A 16,432-nucleotide genomic window follows, 5' to 3' on the forward strand; every position below is an offset into this window, starting at 1 on the left:
CCTATTTTGATTAAATAAATAATTAAAAAATCAATTTGCGAGAAAGAACTATTTACACAAAAGATTTGACAGTCTCAAACATACTCAGCTTCAGCAATTCTTTATATTTTATCTTTATTGCTTTAAATGATTAAGTTATCATTTAAACTACATTTTCAGTTCATAGAATCGTGCTCTCAGCATTCTATTTTTATTAATTATCTCCAAATTTTAAAATGTTTCAAGAAATATATAAATTTCTCAATAAAGAAGGAAATAAGTGTTTGACTAGATAATAAAAGCAATTAATATTATTTAACTGTTTAAAACAGAAAACTTAAACTTTAAAACTAAAAAGTTAAATTGCTACTGAGCAAATGTTTTACTGTCTTGTATAAATCATTTGCTAACCATACCTAATCATAAGATAATTTTATTTCCGCTAATAAACTTTACATAATATATATTATACGAAGATATATTATGAAGAAAATTCTCTTCTCTTTTATGCAAATCTAATTCTTTTACCGCTTAAATGTAAACAGCTTCTAGACGGATTATAATAATGATCATTCTTTTATCCAGGTGCTATGAATCTACTACTAGTAGTAATTATTCTCAAACTTAAAGTTTAAGCCAGTTAATGATATATGGTACTTGGTAACTCACAGTGATAAAGTTACTCCTTATTTTTATACTTGTATATAATTACAGAATATGATGAAAAATAAAAGCATCCTAGGTCGACTAATCCTACCTGGGATGCTTTTTATTATTAGTTTTCTTTTGTAAAGATGAACTGAACGCTACCATCTTTCAATTTATTAACTGTTTTAATTCTAAACTTATCGGGAATAAATTTTCCCCTAGTATCAAAGCTTGACTTATTATTACTGTCTCTATTTACATTAGGAATATAATCTTCATATTTAACTCCGTTTGCAGTATATAGTAATTACCTGAAAATGCTGCTCCGGGCATACTACTATGTTTTTCATCAATCTTACCATCGATAGAAACATACATATCTACAATTACTTTTGCGCAATCCATACTATTTTCCTTAATCATTAGCATGAACATCAAAGGCGTTTAAAAGCATCTCTGCACCTTCCAGCTGTATCTTGAACTTTGCCTTTATCTAAGGCACGAATTACAGCCATTTCATCAGAAGTTAGCATATAATCAAAAATGTTTAAATTAGATTTAATGCGTGCTTCATGGACTGATTTAGGAAAGACAATAATACCTTCTTGAACTTCAAAACGTAAAATTACTTGACCTACATCTTTACCACAATACAATTTATTCAATAAAAAAGCAGCCTTAACAGACTGCTTAATTACATTAACTCATCCACTTTTATCAAGTGCTATGACCTTAAAATTTGTCATCTTAAATCGAAATTATCTTTTCATTTCAGTTTCTTTATTATTCAAATACCAAAAATCATCAAGAATCTTATAAATTCTACGATATTCCTTCCATCATTTTGCAAGTACTGCTATTTTCAAAACTACATTTTATGCCTTTGTACTAATAAGTACACATAAACTATATTTATGACTCCCAAGAGTACTACGCCAAACCAAATAGTTCTTAAATAAAAATAGTTCTGCAGTAACGCCGAGACAATAGCACCTAAAGCAAAAGAAATAACCAGCCACATATAGTTAACTGCTGCATTATACTTCGTCTTATCTTCACCAAAAAAGTAGGCTGACCAAGCAACCATTGACTTCTTTAAATTACCCGTTGTAAAAACATTGTTATAACCTAGTCCCTCAATTTTGCTGAAGGAGGCATTTTGAATGGCCATACAAAATGCTATCGCTGGCACAATATAGTAGTTAGGAAATTCTTTTGGTAAAAAGCCTACAATCCCACAAATTAGCAAAATTGGAAAAAGACAAAAGACACGCCAATAATTATTTTTGACGTATTTATGAAATAATCCAACTACTAGTAATCCCAAAGAAAAAGCCAAAAATGTTGTCCCACGTGTGAGCATACCGCGAACATTACCTTGAGCTAGTGAATTAGCAAAAAAAATCACGTTACCGGTTTGTCCAGCAGACAAAGTATGTCCACGTTGGATGTAAGTATACGCATCAACAAATCCACCTGAAAAAGTTAAAGCACTAGCTAAAATTCGTGATTCTGAAGGTTTATTTTCATTAAATAATTTTTTTAAATCCACTTTTAATCCTTAGTTATCTTCAATCGTTACTTTTTCAACAATGACATCTTCTTTTGGTTTGTCATTTAATTTATTACGCGGCACTTTCGCTATTTCGTCAACTACATCCATTCCTTCAATAACCTGACCGAAAACAGTATGTTTTTGATCGAGCCAAGGAGTACCACCTTGTTTGTAACGTTTAATAATTTCTTTAGGATAACCAGCTGGTGCCATTTCACGAATATAGCGTTTAGGCATATTTTTATTTTGCACAATAAAGAATTGACTTCCATTAGTGTTAGGACCTGCATTGGCCATTGAAAGCGCACCACGAATATTAAAGAGCTCATCTGAAAATTCATCTTCAAAATTGCCGCCCCAAATACTTTCACCACCAGTTCCGTCACCATTAGGATCTCCGCCTTGAATCATGAAATCACTAATTACGCGATGAAAAATAGTTCCGTTATAGTAACCCTCTTTAGCCAAACCGATAAAGTTTTCTACGGTTTTAGGAGCCTGTTTTTCAAATAATTGGACCACAATTTTTCCATGATTAGTTTCGATTATTGCCTTTGGCCCCTGAATATTTTCTAAATCTAATTGAGGTAAGTTCATAGTTTCTCCTCCACTTTCTACTTTTCTCTCACTAAACATTCTAACACTGGTTATTATTATAAGAGTCTTTTAGTCATAATAAAAAGCCATATTTAAAAATATGGCTTTGAAGATAAAGTGAAATTTATTTTGTTTGGAACCAATCTCCAGAATTCTTGATTGGTTCCCATAACAATGGCGGAATTTTTAGTTCATCAAGTTTATTAGGATCACCAGGATTAATTGGTTGATCTGGTTTTCCTGGATTTTCTGGATCAACCTTAATTACGCCATGCTTTAAGTGAACTTCAAACGACGAAGGAGTAGTTGTATATATACTATCATTTGTATAATTATTACTTACCAAGACATAACCTTGTTTTTCATAATCCTTAATCATTGCTGAAGGATCAACATCAAAGCTAATTGGTTCATCATATTTTCCTCGAATCAAAAAAAACACCCCATATGGGATGTTTAAAAGTATTATTAACCTTCAAAAGCTTCTGTCAATGGAGGAACCACTTGTTTCTTACGTGATACAACACCTGGAAGAGCTACACTTGAATCTTCAAGTTTCTTATCAAAGGCTTTTTCAAAAATTGCTTTAGCTTCATCACTACCTACAACAATAGCCTCTGAATCTGAATCCAAAACATTAGTAATTACAAGCATAAACATATCATAGCCATTTGCTTTACTTGCATCTTCCATGGCCTTAATAAAAGCAGCTTTTCTTGCCATTGCTTCTGGTAAATCAACAGTATTGATTTGAGCAATACGTACATTGTGACCATTTAGGTCAAAACTCTTAGCATCCAAATCAATTAATTCTTCTTCAGACTTGTCGGCAATATTAGTACCAGCCTTAAGTAAAGCTAAACCATATTCATTGTAGTCGACACCCGCAATCTTAGCTAAAGCTTCAACTGCTGCTTTATCCTTATCTGTAGTAGTTGGTGACTTAAGCAATAAAGTATCTGAAATAATTGCAGAAAGCATTAAGCCTGCTAAATTCTTAGGAATTTCCTTTCCTGCTTCATTAAACATTTCCCACATAATGGTACTGGTACAACCAACAGGTTCAGCACGGTAGTACAAAGGATCAGCAGTATTAAAGTTCATAATACGGTGGTGATCTACAACATGAGATACCTTAACTTTATCAATATCAGAAACACTTTGTTGTGGTTCATTGTGGTCAACAAGCATGACACTGTCTACTTCATTTGCAGCAGTTTCAATGACACGAGGTGCCTTAAAACCAAATTTGTTTAATGCATATGAAGTTTCATCATTTGGTTCACCTAAAGCTACAGCTTCAGTATCAAAACCATTTTGGTTTTGGAAGTATGAATACGCAATTGCGGTACCAATTGCATCAGTATCTGGATTTTGGTGACCAAAAACTAGTTCTTTTTTCATTCATATTCTTCTTTCTATTAAATTATTTCTTATTATAGTCTACTAAAATAATTTAATTTATACTAGCCCTTTCAGTCAAAAAGCTCTTCCAGTTTGTTAAGAAATTTTCGATTCTTGGAATTTCCAACTTTCCCTTTCTGTATACTATAGATGCTGTGAATTTCTTATCATTTTTAAGATAGATTGGTTTTAGTGTTATCTTAGATTTATTTTTATCATAAAAAGATTTAGTAACACAGGTATCATAATTGGTGTTTTCCGCTATATTTACCAACTGTCTATCTGAAGATATTCTAATTGGTACATTTAAACTCCTCTTTGTTGCCATAACCTCTCTCAACATATCGGTTGCATAATACCCATCTGGATATAAAACCCACTCATTATTAGCGAACTTTGACACAAGATATTCTTGCTCAGATTCGAAATCATCTTTATGGGTTAAAACTACCAATCTATCTTCATAAAGATCGATATGCCCATATTGCTTTTGAAGGCCTGAAGTTTGACTGCTAGTATTATCTGGTAAATACATGATTGCAACATCGATCAAATTATTATCAAGCTGGTGCCATAAATCTTTTCTATCAAAGCTTTTAACATCAATAGTAATATTAGGGTACTTTTCATTGAATGCAATCAAAAAATCAGTGACAATATTTAAATCAATGCTTCTTAAACATCCAATCGAAATATGTCCTTTATCTATCTGTGTAAATTCTTGAATGTTATTTACCACAGAATTAGTTGTATCAAGTAAAACAATAGCTGCTGATTGCATTTGTTTACCTGCTTCTGTTAAATATAGTTTCTTACCCATTTGACCAAACAGCGGGGCTCCAATTGCTTTTTCCAACTTCTTTATTTGTTGAGTTAGAGCGGGCTGAGTAATTCCAAAAATTTGAGCTGCCTGAGTGTAATTCATAGTATCAATTAATTGGAGAAAATACCTCAATGATTTTGCCGAAAGTATTATATCTGTTCTGGGCATGATAATTATCTTCTTTCTAATAATTATTCAATAATAAGTTGTATCTCATTATCTACCTAAAAAATAAGAGTGTCAAAATATACGCATGTATATATTTAACACTCTTATATAGAATTAATTATTCAAATAAATTAGTAACGTCGTCTCTTGAATCACTTAAAGGCTTACCTAATTCTAGAGAAATAGGAGTACCATCCACTTTAGGATCAATCACAAATGATCCATTTGAATATCTATCACCTAATGGGAATTCATTAGTCTTGATATTCATATGACGATCGCTAGTAGTTGTTACCTTCAAGATATGGTTTTGACCATATGCCACCAATGCAGCAATTCTATGAGGGTTAGCTTTAAGTTCTCTTAACACTAGGACTCCTCGCTTAGCTCTAGATACTTTATTAACCAACTTAACTTCAAATTGCTTAAATGCACCACGTTGAGTTATAATACCAACTTTAATCAAATCAATATTTTCAGGTGCAACAAGAACGTAGTTAACAACAAAATCTTCGTCCTTTAAGTTAACTGCCTTAACTCCAACAGCTTTAGAACCAGATTCAGGGATCTCAGCAACGTCATATCTAAGTGCATATGCTTGATTAGTAAATAAAATAATTTCCTTATTTGAATCTGGTTTAAGAATGTCAACATTTAAAACTCGGCTATTTGCAGTTTTCATCTTCATAGCAGTCATAGCCCTAGATTTATAAGTTCTAGTTGGTTGAATATTAGCTAATTTCAATTGTTTAATATAACCATCATTTGTGGCAAGTAAGAAATTGATATCAGCATCTAAATCGTCAAACGCAAAGACTCTAATGATCTTTTCGTTATTCTCTAAACCAAGTTCTTGTGATAAGTGTTGACCCGTTTCTTTCCATTTGGTTTCTACTAATTCATGAACCGGACGATAAATTACATTTCCATAATTAGTAAACAAGTACAAATTAGTTAATGTAGATAAAGTCTGTTCATAAACAATCTTATCACCATCTGGAAGCCCATTTTCACCATTATCAGTTGATTGATAGGAACGTAAAGAAGAACGCTTTAAATAGCCATCTTTACTTACTAACACGCGAACTTGCTCATCTGCTACAAGAGCTTTTTCATCAATTTGTACTTTCGCGCTTTGAGTTGAAATTTGTGTACGACGAGGATTTTCAAATTCCTTCTTAACGGATCTCAACTCTTTAATAATTTGCTTTTCTAAGGCACTTCTGTTTGATAAAAGTTCTTTATAAATTGCGACTTTTTTATTTAAATCAGTTTGTTCTGCTACTAATGCATCAACATCCGTATTAGTTAAACGATAAAGTTGCAAGGAAACAATTGCTTCTGCCTGGCGTTCAGTAAACTTGTATTCTTGCATCAAGTTCTTCTTGGCATCCGCTTTATTTTTAGAAGAACGAATAGTCTTAATAACTTGATCAAGAATATCCATTGCATGAATCAATCCTTGAATAATTTCAAGTCTAGTTTCAGCCTTATTCAAGTCGTACTTAGTACGCTTCGTAATAACATCTTCGTCATGTTCCAAGTATGAAGATAAAATCCGCTTCAATCCAACTTGAACAGGAGTCATATGATCAATTGCAACCATATTAAAGTTATAAGAAACCTGCAAATCTGTATTCTTAAAGAGGTAATTTAAGATATTTTGTGCATCAGCATCTTTTTTTAATTCAACAACAATAGATAATCCGTGTCTATCTGTTTCATCACGAACTTCCGCAATTCCATCAATTTCACGATTCAAACGGATTTCATCTATTTTCTTAACGAGCATTGCTTTGTTAACTTCAAATGGAATCTCTGTAATAACAATTTCTTGACGGTGGCCGCGAATCTCATTAATTGAAGTCTTAGCACGGACTTGAATTCTGCCTCTACCAGTTTCATAAGCTTCTTTAATGCCTTTAGTGCCCATTACAATTCCACCGGTTGGAAAATCTGGGCCTTGGATATATTGCATTAAATCTTCAAGACTAGCATCTGGATACTTCAATAAATAAATTGTTGCATCAATAACTTCTCCTAAGTTATGTGGTGGAATTTCTGTTGCGTATCCTGCAGAAATTCCAGTTGATCCATTAACTAAAAGATTAGGAAACTGTGCAGGTAATACAGTTGGTTCATATTCTGTATCATCAAAGTTAAGAACCATATTAACTGTATCTTTATCGATGTCTTGTAATAATCGATTAGAAATCTTGTTTAAACGTGATTCAGTATAACGCATGGCAGCAGGACCATCACCGTCCATAGAACCATTGTTACCATGCATTTCAATTAACGGTTCACGCATCTTCCAATCTTGAGATAAGTGAACAAGAGCACCATAGATCGAACTATCACCGTGAGGGTGATAGTTACCCATGATATTACCTACAGCCTTAGCGGCTTTTTTATATGCTTTATCATATGTATTTCCATCTTGATACATAGCATAGAGAATACGTCTTTGAACGGGCTTTAAACCATCTCTAATATCTGGTAAGGCACGTTCTTGAATAATATATTTTGAATATCTTCCAAATCGTTCTCCCATTACTTGTTCAAGTGGCATTTCACGAATTCGTTCTTTTGTAGCCATTAAGTTATAAAACCTCTTTATTCGTTATCAGCTTCTAAAAGTGAACCATCTTCACCCATTCTAAATTTAACATTTTCTTCAATCCATTTTCTTCTTGCAGCAACCTTATCACCCATCAAGGTAGTAACACGTCTTTCTGCAAGAGCGGCATCATCAATTCGAACACGAATCAACATTCTAGATTCAGGATTCATAGTTGTTTGCCATAATTGTTCAGCATTCATTTCACCCAAACCCTTGAATCTTTGGAGTGAATATCCACGACCCATAGCTTTTTCATCTTCAGCTAATTCTTCATCAGTCCAAGCATATTCAACTTTAGTATTCTTGCCTTTACCCTTTTGCAAACGATATAAAGGTGGCAACGCGATATAAACCTTGCCCTGTTCAATAAGGGGTCTCATATATCTATAAAAGAAAGTTAACAACAAAATTTGAATGTGTGCACCATCATCATCGGCATCCGTCATAATGATCACTTTATCATAATTTGAGTCTTCAACATTGAATTCAGTTCCGACTCCGGCTCCGATTGTGTAGATCATGGTATTAATTTCTTCATTTTTAAAAATATCTTGAAGCTTAGCTTTTTGAGTATTCAATACCTTACCACGAAGAGGCAAAATTGCTTGGAAACGACGATCTCTTCCTTGCTTAGCAGATCCGCCGGCCGAATCACCTTCGACGAGGAATAATTCATTTTTCTTTGGATTACGTGATTGAGCAGGTGTTAATTTACCCGAAAGAACTTCTTTCTTTCGACGCTTTTTACCATTTCTACTTTCATCACGAGCCTTTTTAGCAGCTTCTCGTGCATCCCTAGCACGTTGTGCCTTCTTAACGAGATCTTGAGCTAATTCACCGTTTTCCATCAAGTAATAAGACATCTTCTCATAAACAAGTGAATCTACTGCTGAACGAGCTTGAGGAGTTCCTAACTTACCCTTGGTTTGACCTTCAAATTCAAGCAATTCTTCGGGAATTTTAATTGATAAAACTGCACTTAAACCTTCTCGATAGTCCGAACCATCAATATTTTTATCTTTCTTTGAAAGTAAGCCTTGTTTTTTAGCATAGTCATTAAAAGCCTTCGTAAAACCACTTCTAGCTCCTGCTTCATGACTACCACCATCTGCAGTTCTAACATTGTTTACAAACGAAACTAGATTCTCTGAATATCCATCACTGTATTGACCACTAAATTCAATTTCCATTCCATCTTGTTCACCTTGGAAATAAAAAATATCACTAATAGTGCCCTTACCTTCATTTAAATATTTAACAAATGACTTGATACCGTCATCATACTTAAATGTATCATGATGCTCTGGTTCACGTTCGTCCGTCAGATTAAATTCTACACCTTTTAATAGAAATGCAGACTCTCGAATTCTTTCTTGAATAGTTTCATATTTGTACTTAACTGTTGAAAAAACAGTTGGATCTGGCTTAAAGGTAATTGTTGTACCTGTCTTTTCTTTTGTAGATCCAACACATTTTAAAGTACCAACCGGATGTCCACCATTTTCAAATTCTTCTTCATAAGCTTTTCCATCACGAACCACTCTAACTTTCATATAACTGGAAAGAGCATTCACAACTGAAGAACCTACCCCGTGTAAGCCACCAGATGTTTTATAATTTTGTTCGGTAAATTTACCTCCGGCATGAAGAACTGTCAAAATGACCTCAATAGTTGGTTTACCGGATTTATGCATCCCAGTTGGCATACCTCTACCAAAGTCTCGGACAGTAACACTATTATCTTTATGGATAGTTACATCTATTTCTTTACCATATCCAGCCATTGCTTCATCGACTGAATTATCGACAATTTCATAAACAAGCTGATTTAGTCCATGTATATCTGTTGAACCGATATACATACCAGGTCGTTTACGGACAGCTTCTAGGCCATGTAATATTTGAATTGAAGAATCATCATAAGTATTAGCCTTAACCACTAAAATTCCTCCACTTACTCTTTATTTTTGCAACTCCATATATTTATAAGTTAAATTTTGCTAAAATAGCCATAGACTTAATAGGAGTTGTTATACATGTCTGCAATAAAAATCGCATCGCTATTTATTTTAGCATATTTGATTGGTGCATTTCCTACCGGTGTAATAATTGGAAAAATATTTTTTCATAAGGATATTAGAAACTACGGTTCTGGAAATATCGGAACAACCAATACATTTAGAGTTTTAGGACCAAAAGCTGGAGTTGTAGTATTTTTAATTGATTTCTTTAAAGGAACACTTGCTACATTACTTCCAGTAATCTTTAAACTTGGGCCGCATTATTTATGTCTAGTCTTTGGATTGGCAGCAATCTTAGGTCACGCATTTTCAATCTTCCTTAAATTTAAGGGTGGTAAAGCTGTCGCAACCTCTGCTGGTTTCTTATTAGGCTATAATGTACATTTCTTTCTAATATGTGCTGTTATCTTTATTCCAACTTTACTTATTACCAGTATGGTATCTTTATCAAGTTTAATCTCGATCGTCTTAATATTTATTGCCTCATTTTTCTTCCATGATATTGCATTAAGTATTATCAGCGGATTACTGGTAATCTTAATCTATTGGAGTCATCGTAGCAATATTAAACGTATTGAAAAGCATGAAGAAAACATGGTACCATTCGGGCTTCTATATTGGTATAAGAAAAGGTCTCATCATAATAGCTAAAATAAATAAAAGCAACAAACTCGTTGCTTTTACATAAAAATATTATATCTCTTCAAACATTAGTTCGCAAGAAAGACTTTAACCACATTAATTAATGTGGTTTTTATTTTACATTCTCTTTCAGCAATTTAATGAATTCATTAATGTACTTATTACCTTCTTGATTATACACACATACACATTCTTGCCTTAATTGTTTACCATCCCTCAGTAAAAATAACTTTTGTAACTGATCATTATAAATAAGCTTCGCGGCTAGTTCATTTAAAATAAAATATCCAGAACCAGATTGAGCCATAAGCGCAGCTTCATTAAAGCTGTTTACTGCAAGAAAGGGACTATTAATATGCAATAAATCTTTATAATAATGATACTCATCGGCCTCATCATCTTCTTCAGAAACTAAAAGTAAAGGGATGTTCTCTAATTGTTCTAATTCTATTGTTTGTTGGCCAGACATAAAATTACCGGCTTGTAATAGTGCCATTAAACCAATATTTACTATCGGTTCTATCTTCTTATCAGAGAAAGACTCATCACGAATGTCTGTGTATACTATATCTACTTTATGATTTTCCAAAGCATCTTTTAAACCTGCTTGAGAATATGCTCTTAACTCAATAGTACAATCTGTAAAATTTTGTTCAAATTTTTCTTTGGTTAGATTTAATTCATTACTTCCAAAATTTTTAAAATAGCCAACTTTTAATTTCTTCATTTTCCTTTTCCTAACAAAATAACTCTGCAAATGCAGAGTTATAAATTTTTTAATTTTCATCACCATGATATGTAATACTGAAGCCGGCTGTAAACTTTTCTTCTGGCTTCAAACGATTCATACCATATTTTTCTTCTAATTTTCCACTTGCATCCTCTCGATCTGCAATCCCCCACCAAGGTTCAATACATACATAATCTGCGGTCTTAGGATATTGTGACCAAATACCCACAAAAGGAGCATCCCTAGTCCATACGTTAACATGAAACTTGCTTTCTTCAGTCCTCAAAGAAACCTTATTATCATGTCCACGTAATTCAAAAATTAATGCGTCATCCTTAAATAGATTATCACTTAATTCAATTAAGCTATCAGTTGATGCAAGTGACCGTTCATCCCATGCAAGATATGATCCATTTAGTGGAATACGAACTCTTGGCTTAGAAGGTTGAAAGCTGAAGTAATAATCTGACTTCTTAATAGTGTCTGAAACTGGAACATTAAATCCTGGGTGTCCACCAATTCCAAAGATCATTTCTTCATCCGACTTATTAATTACCGAAAAGTTTTCTTCAAGTAAATTATTCATCAAGTTGTAGTTAACTCTTAGTTCAAACTTGAATGGGTAAACTTTTCGAGTTTCTTCGTTGTCTTTAAGAAGAAAAGTAATACTTTCATTTGTTTGCTTTTCAACTTCAAATTCTTGATCCCTAGCAAAACCATGTTGACCTAAATGATAAGTTTTACCTTTATAAGTGTATTCATCATTCTTTAAACGACCAACAATTGGAAAAAGAATCGGTGCATGGCGACCCCAAATTTCTGGATCTGCTTGCCACATATATTCATGATTAGTATGAACACCTTTAACACTTTGAATTTCTGCTCCCATGCTAGAAATCGTTACTTCTAACATATTATTTTTAATCGTATAATTCATATCATTATTCCTTTAATACATAATTCTTCTGATATTCATTATACCAATGTATACGCTTTTATTGTTAAAAAATGTAAATAAAAAGGCATTCAAATTGAATGCCTTTTTTGATTATAAAATAAACTTAGTTAAGTCTTTATTAGTAATAATATCTTTCAATTTATCTTCTACATATGATTCAGTAATTGTAATTTCGCCCATTTCCATATCTGGACCTTCATACAAAACATCCTCTAAAAGTTTTTCAAGAATTGTAGATAATCGACGAGCACCAATATTATCTGTTCCTTGGTTTACATCAAAAGCAATTTGAGCAATCTTATCTACGGCTTCTTGTGTAAAGATTAACTTGATTCCATCGGCATGCATCAATGCAATGTACTGCTTTAATAATGAATTTTCTGGATCCTTGAGAATCTTTACAAAATCATCCTTTGTCAAAGCATTAAGTTCAACTCTAATTGGGAAACGACCTTGTAATTCTGGAATTAAATCACTTGGCTTACTTTCAGCAAATGCACCTGCAGCAATAAACAAAATATGATCTGTAGATACTGCACCGTACTTAGTTTGGACAGTTGATCCTTCAACGATTGGTAAAATATCTCGTTGAACACCCTCACGAGAAACTTCTCCTGAAGTCTTTTTATTGCCAGCAGTAATTTTATCAATTTCGTCAATAAAGATAATTCCGTTGTTAGCAGTACGTTCAATTGCCTTTTGATATAAAGAATCGTAATCAACTAACTTACGAGATTCTTCCTGAATTAAAACTTCTCTAGCATCTTTAACTGCCAAAGTACGTTTTACCTTCTTCTTAGGAACAAGATTATTAAGCATCGAGCTCATATCCATTCCCATTTGACCCATCATATCATTCATTGGATTTACTTTCGGAGCTTGTTCAACTTCAATAGTAACTTCTCGGTCTTCAAGTAATCCTTTCGCAAGTTGTTCTGATACGCTCAAACGTTGATTTCTAATTTCATCAGTAACTTCTTCATTATCATTATTTGGAGCCTGTTGATTAAGTCCGCCCATAAGCATACCCATCATCTCTTGCATTTGGCTTTCGCGATTTTCACGCTTAACACCAGGAACCAAAAGACGAACAAGTTTTTTATTGGCCTCTTTGGCCGCTTGCGGACGAATGTCAGCAAATTCATCCTTTTCTTCCATACGAACAGCTTCACTTACTAAATCACGAACCATCGACTCCACGTCACGACCAACATATCCAACTTCAGTAAACTTGGTAGCTTCGACTTTAACAAAAGGTGCTTCAACAATATCAGCTAATCGACGAGCAATTTCAGTTTTACCAACACCAGTAGGCCCAGCCATCAAAAGATTCTTTGGAGTAATATCTTTTTGCATTTCCTTACTTAGCTGCATTCTACGGTATCTGTTATAAAGTGCAATGGCAACTGATTTTTTAGCTTCATCTTGACCAATAATATATTGATTTAAAATTTCAACTATTTTTTTTGGGGTTTTAATAGCCATTTTTATCTCCTAAAGTACATCTGTATGAATTTTATCATCAGTAAATACATCAATGCTAGAAGCAATTTTAACCGCTTCATGAGCAATTTCTTCGGCTGACATACCATCTGCATGTCTAGTCATCGCAATAGCAGCTGCTTGAGCAAAGTTACCACCTGAACCAATAGCAACTACATTTTCATCAGGTTCAAGTACTTCACCATTACCTGAAATTAATAATAAATCTTTTTCATCAAAAGCAATAAGCATTGCGTTTAATTTTTGCAAAGTTGGATCTTTTCTCCAAGCTTGTGCCATTTCAACGGCTGCTCTACGTAAGTCACCACTGTAGCTTTCTAACTTACCTTCTAACATATCTTGCAAACTAACAGCATCTGCAACACCGCCAGCGAAGCCAATTACTACTCGATCGTGATAAATTCTACGAATCTTTTTTGCAGTGGCTTTTGCAATAACTTTTTCACCTAAAGTAACTTGACCATCACCAGCAATAGCTGTTTTTCCATCAAATTTTACTGAACAAATAGTTGTCATTATTAATCATCTTCCTTTTCTGTGTTTCTTGGGAAAAATTTTTCATATTCTGATTGTAAATGCTTCATTGTAACATGCGTATAAATTTGAGTAGTTGATAGGTTACTATGGCCTAATAATTCTTGCACTGTTCTCAAATCAGCACCATTATTTAACATCGCAGTTGCAAAACTATGTCTTAATTCATGGGGATGTACATTTCCACTAATCCCAGCCTTATTAAAGACCTTTTTCATTACATATTCAATTCCACGATCAGTAATTGGATCCCCAAAATTATTTAAAAATAAAATATTCTGATCTTCTTTTCTCCCTAAGAGTTTCGGTCTACTATTTTCTAGATAATCTTTTAACGCCTTATATGTATTTTCATCAAAGGCAGTATAGCGATCTTTATTTCCTTTACCATGAACCAAAATTAATTTTGAATCAAAATCTATTTGATTGATCAATAACGAACTAACTTCACTAACTCGCATTCCTGTTGTATAAAACAATTCAAATAATGCGAGATTTCTGATAGTTAAAGGAGTTTGATCTTTCATAGTTTCGATCACTTGTTTAATTTCAGATCCATAGAAAAACTGCGGTAAGCGTTTTCCAGATGCTCGTAAAGCAATCGTTTGTGTCGGATCAACTTTGACAATTTTTCGTTTAGTTAAAAATCGAAAAAATGATCTTAAACTAGATGCTTTACGAAGTTGCGTTGTTTGGGCCAATTTATTCGAAGCAAGTTGTTGAAGATATACTTCAACATCCCGAGCCTCTACATTTTCCCATCCTGAAAAGCCACCGTTAGCTTTTAAAAAAGATTTTACCTCAAGTAAATCCTTTTGATAAGCCTCAATAGTCTTTTCACTATAACGTCTTTCAAATTGCAAGTAGGAAATAAATTGCTCTAAAATCTGATCTTTTTCTTTCTCAGGCATTAGTTTAATTCTGACTCAGCGAAAGTTTTTAAGCTTTCCAAACTTCTTTCACTCACCTTAAGGTGGCGATCACGTTTTTTACGAATCTTTTTACCTTCTAGTGGTGGTAAAAGTGCAAAACTAGCATTCATTGGTTGAAAATGTTTAGCACTGGTAGTGGTAATATAGTTGGCCATTGAACCTAATGCGGTATCTTTAGGGAAAGCAACAGTGTCTTCACCTAATGCTTCTCTTGCAGCATTAATACCCGCAACTAAACCTGAACCAGCACTTTCAACATATCCTTCAACTCCAGTCATTTGACCAGCGAAAAATAAACCTTTTTGCTTTCTTGATTCATAGCTTGCTGTAAGAAGTTCTGGGGATGCAATATAAGTATTTCGATGCATCTTACCGTATCTTACAAATCTTGCATTCTCAAGACCTGGAATCATAGAAAATACACGTTTTTGTTCACCAAACTTCAAGTGAGTTTGGAAACCAACGATATTATACATTGATGCAGAAGCATTATCTTGACGGAGTTGAATAACCGCATAAGGTGTCTTTCCAGTATGTGGATCTTCCAAACCAACTGGCTTTAATGGACCAAAGAGCATTGTCTTTTCTCCACGTCCAGCCATAACTTCAATTGGCATACATCCCTCAAAAACATCGTCCTTTTCAAAACCATGCATTTCAGCTGTTTCAGCTTTTACTAATTCTTTAGCAAAGTTATCATATTCTTCTTTAGTCATTGGACAGTTGAGATATGCGGCCTCACCTCGATCATAGCGAGATTTCTTGTAAACAACGTCCATATTGATTGAATCCGCAGCCACAATTGGAGCTGCAGCATCAAAGAAATGGAGACTATCTGTACTTGAGAACTTTTTAATTTGCTCTGCTAAAGCTTCACTGGTCAATGGACCAGTCGCAATAATACAAATTCCATCCTTAGGAAGTTCAGTTATTTCTTCTTCATGAATAGTCACGTTGTCTAAGCTATGAATCTTATCTGTAACATATTGACTAAAACTATCACGATCAACTGCTAAGGCTCCACCAGCAGGTACTTGTGTCTTATCAGCAGCTTCCATAATTAAAGAATCCATTCTACGCATTTCTTCTTTTAATAAGCCTACTGCATTAGATAATTGATTTGATCTCATAGAATTAGTACATACAAGCTCTGCTAATTCACTCGTTTCATGAGCAGGTGTCATTTTTTGAGGTCGCATTTCATATAAGTCAACGTGAATTCCACGCTTAGCTAATTGCCAAGTAGCCTCACTACCAGCCAAACCTCCACCAATAACTGTTACATTTTCAGGCATTAATTTCATCCTTTACTAAT

At 33.6% G+C, this 16,432-nt stretch carries 14 protein-coding genes and 1 pseudogene; 1 reads left to right on the forward strand and 14 read right to left on the reverse strand.

Going from position 1 to position 16,432, the window contains the following annotated elements; translation table 11 throughout:
- Positions 1 to 1,042: 1,042 nt before the first annotated feature.
- The 8 genes and pseudogenes from NFR82_RS03895 to parE form a co-directional block, all read right to left on the reverse strand.
- A pseudogene (locus NFR82_RS03895) lies at positions 1,043 to 1,271 on the reverse strand (aldo/keto reductase); the annotation flags it as partial.
- A 224-nt stretch (positions 1,272 to 1,495) separates the two neighbouring features.
- Complete coding sequence (locus tag NFR82_RS03900; RefSeq protein WP_251716980.1) at positions 1,496 to 2,179, reverse strand: YoaK family protein; 684 nt, start codon at positions 2,177 to 2,179, stop codon at positions 1,496 to 1,498.
- Between the two features lie 9 nt (positions 2,180 to 2,188).
- Entirely contained in the window at positions 2,189 to 2,779 is a 591-nt protein-coding gene (locus NFR82_RS03905; RefSeq protein WP_251716981.1) for a peptidylprolyl isomerase, read from the reverse strand.
- A 124-nt stretch (positions 2,780 to 2,903) separates the two neighbouring features.
- Complete coding sequence (locus NFR82_RS03910; protein ID WP_251716982.1) at positions 2,904 to 3,212, reverse strand: mucin-binding protein; 309 nt, start codon at positions 3,210 to 3,212, stop codon at positions 2,904 to 2,906.
- Positions 3,213 to 3,247: 35 nt separating this feature from the next.
- Positions 3,248 to 4,183, reverse strand: coding sequence for a manganese-dependent inorganic pyrophosphatase (locus NFR82_RS03915; RefSeq protein WP_251716983.1), 936 nt, complete (start codon positions 4,181 to 4,183; stop codon positions 3,248 to 3,250).
- Between the two features lie 52 nt (positions 4,184 to 4,235).
- Positions 4,236 to 5,174, reverse strand: a complete 939-nt coding sequence (locus NFR82_RS03920; RefSeq protein ID WP_251716984.1) for a LysR family transcriptional regulator — start codon at positions 5,172 to 5,174, stop codon at positions 4,236 to 4,238.
- Between the two features lie 118 nt (positions 5,175 to 5,292).
- On the reverse strand, positions 5,293 to 7,773 hold the full coding sequence (gene parC / locus NFR82_RS03925; protein WP_251716985.1) for a DNA topoisomerase IV subunit A: 2,481 nt from the start codon (positions 7,771 to 7,773) through the stop codon (positions 5,293 to 5,295).
- 17 nt (positions 7,774 to 7,790) lie between these two features.
- Positions 7,791 to 9,737, reverse strand: coding sequence for a DNA topoisomerase IV subunit B (parE, locus tag NFR82_RS03930; RefSeq protein ID WP_251716986.1), 1,947 nt, complete (start codon positions 9,735 to 9,737; stop codon positions 7,791 to 7,793).
- A 96-nt stretch (positions 9,738 to 9,833) separates the two neighbouring features.
- Between parE and plsY the strand changes: the two genes are divergently transcribed.
- The gene (gene plsY, locus NFR82_RS03935) at positions 9,834 to 10,469 is read left to right on the forward strand and encodes a glycerol-3-phosphate 1-O-acyltransferase PlsY (protein WP_251716987.1); all 636 of its coding nucleotides are present in this window, start codon (positions 9,834 to 9,836) and stop codon (positions 10,467 to 10,469) included.
- Between the two features lie 103 nt (positions 10,470 to 10,572).
- On the opposite strand, the gene NFR82_RS03940 is transcribed toward plsY, so the two are convergent.
- From NFR82_RS03940 to trmFO, 6 genes are all read right to left on the reverse strand, one after another.
- Positions 10,573 to 11,187, reverse strand: coding sequence for a LysR substrate-binding domain-containing protein (locus NFR82_RS03940; RefSeq protein ID WP_251716988.1), 615 nt, complete (start codon positions 11,185 to 11,187; stop codon positions 10,573 to 10,575).
- Positions 11,188 to 11,236: 49 nt separating this feature from the next.
- Positions 11,237 to 12,127, reverse strand: coding sequence for an aldose 1-epimerase family protein (locus NFR82_RS03945; RefSeq protein WP_251716989.1), 891 nt, complete (start codon positions 12,125 to 12,127; stop codon positions 11,237 to 11,239).
- 111 nt (positions 12,128 to 12,238) lie between these two features.
- On the reverse strand, positions 12,239 to 13,633 hold the full coding sequence (gene hslU, locus NFR82_RS03950; protein WP_251716990.1) for an ATP-dependent protease ATPase subunit HslU: 1,395 nt from the start codon (positions 13,631 to 13,633) through the stop codon (positions 12,239 to 12,241).
- Positions 13,634 to 13,642: 9 nt separating this feature from the next.
- On the reverse strand, positions 13,643 to 14,167 hold the full coding sequence (gene hslV, locus NFR82_RS03955) for an ATP-dependent protease subunit HslV (protein ID WP_251716991.1): 525 nt from the start codon (positions 14,165 to 14,167) through the stop codon (positions 13,643 to 13,645).
- Between the two features lie 2 nt (positions 14,168 to 14,169).
- Positions 14,170 to 15,096, reverse strand: a complete 927-nt coding sequence (xerC, locus tag NFR82_RS03960; RefSeq protein WP_251716992.1) for a tyrosine recombinase XerC — start codon at positions 15,094 to 15,096, stop codon at positions 14,170 to 14,172.
- The gene (gene trmFO / locus NFR82_RS03965; protein WP_251716993.1) at positions 15,096 to 16,412 is read right to left on the reverse strand and encodes a methylenetetrahydrofolate--tRNA-(uracil(54)-C(5))-methyltransferase (FADH(2)-oxidizing) TrmFO; all 1,317 of its coding nucleotides are present in this window, start codon (positions 16,410 to 16,412) and stop codon (positions 15,096 to 15,098) included. Before trmFO ends, xerC begins: the two co-directional genes overlap by 1 nt.
- Positions 16,413 to 16,432 lie beyond the last annotated feature (20 nt).

It is taken from the genome of Lactobacillus agrestimuris (assembly GCF_943193025.1).
Taxonomy (GTDB): Bacteria; Bacillota; Bacilli; order Lactobacillales; family Lactobacillaceae; genus Lactobacillus; species Lactobacillus agrestimuris.